Below are 1,521 nucleotides of genomic sequence, written 5' to 3' on the forward strand. Positions count from 1 at the left end.
GTGGTTAAGTTACTAAGGGCACACGGTGGATGCCTTGGCGCTAGGAGCCGAAGAAGGACGCAGCGAACTGCGATAAGCCTCGGGGAGCGGTAAGCACGCTTTGATCCGGGGATCTCCGAATGGGGTAACCCACCATCTGTAATGGGATGGTATCCTTCACTGAATACATAGGTGATGAGAAGGCAGACCCGGTGAACTGAAACATCTAAGTAGCCGGAGGAAGAGAAAACAATAGTGATTCCGTCAGTAGTGGCGAGCGAACGCGGAAGAGCCTAAACCGTCGGGTTTACCCGGCGGGGTTGTGGGGCGTCTCACATGGAGTTACAAAAGACGCGCGTAGGTGAACAGCTTGGGAAAGCTGACCATAGAGCGTGATAGTCGCGTAACCTAAACGCGCGTCTCTCCGAGACCAACCCCGAGTAGCGCGGGACACGTGAAATCCCGTGTGAATCTGGCAGGACCATCTGCTAAGGCTAAATACTACCTAGCGACCGATAGTGAACCAGTACCGTGAGGGAAAGGTGAAAAGCACCCCGGGAGGGGAGTGAAATAGTACCTGAAACCGTGTGCTTACAAATAGTCGGAGCCCGTTAAAAGGGTGACGGCGTGCCTTTTGTAGAATGAACCGGCGAGTTACGGTAGCGTGCGAGGTTAAGTTGAAGAGACGGAGCCGCAGCGAAAGCGAGTCTGAATAGGGCGATAGTACGCTGCCGTAGACCCGAAACCGTGTGATCTAGCCATGTCCAGGGTGAAGGTAGGGTAACACCTACTGGAGGCCCGAACCCACGCACGTTGAAAAGTGCGGGGATGAGGTGTGGCTAGCGGTGAAATTCCAATCGAACTCGGAGATAGCTGGTTCTCCCCGAAATAGCTTTAGGGCTAGCCTCGGAATTTAGAGTCTTGGAGGTAGAGCACTGATTGGACTAGGGGCCCTCATCGGGTTACCGAATTCAGTCAAACTCCGAATGCCAATGACTTATGTCCGGGAGTCAGACGGTGAGTGCTAAGATCCATCGTCAAAAGGGAAACAGCCCAGACCATCAGCTAAGGTCCCCAAGTATACGTTAAGTGGGAAACGATGTGGAGTTGCCCAGACAACCAGGATGTTGGCTTAGAAGCAGCCACCATTTAAAGAGTGCGTAATAGCTCACTGGTCGAGTGACTCTGCGCGGAAAATGTAACGGGGCTAAACGTATCACCGAAGCTATGGCAGTCCTTACGGACTGGGTAGGGGAGCGTTCCAAGCAGCAGTGAAGCCGTACTGGAAAGAGCGGTGGAGCGCTTGGAAGTGAGAATGCCGGTGTAAGTAGCGAAAAGACAAGTGAGAATCTTGTCCACCGAAAGCCTAAGGTTTCCTGGGGAAGGCTCGTCCTCCCAGGGTTAGTCGGGACCTAAGCTGAGGCCGAAAGGCGTAGGCGATGGACAACAGGTTGATATTCCTGTACCACCTCTGTTCCGCTTGAGCAATGGCGTGACGCAGGAGGATAGGGTGAGCGGCCTATTGGATGGCCGTCCAAGCAG

Annotated in this window: 1 rRNA gene; it reads left to right on the forward strand. The window is 53.8% G+C overall.

The annotated features are described in order from the left end of the window. Window positions 1-2: 2 nt before the first annotated feature. Window positions 3-1,521 (forward strand): 23S ribosomal RNA (locus ACQ5DJ_RS29845); the annotation flags it as partial.

The organism is Brevibacillus sp. FIR094, assembly GCF_050477165.1.
Taxonomy (GTDB): Bacteria; Bacillota; Bacilli; order Brevibacillales; family Brevibacillaceae; genus Brevibacillus.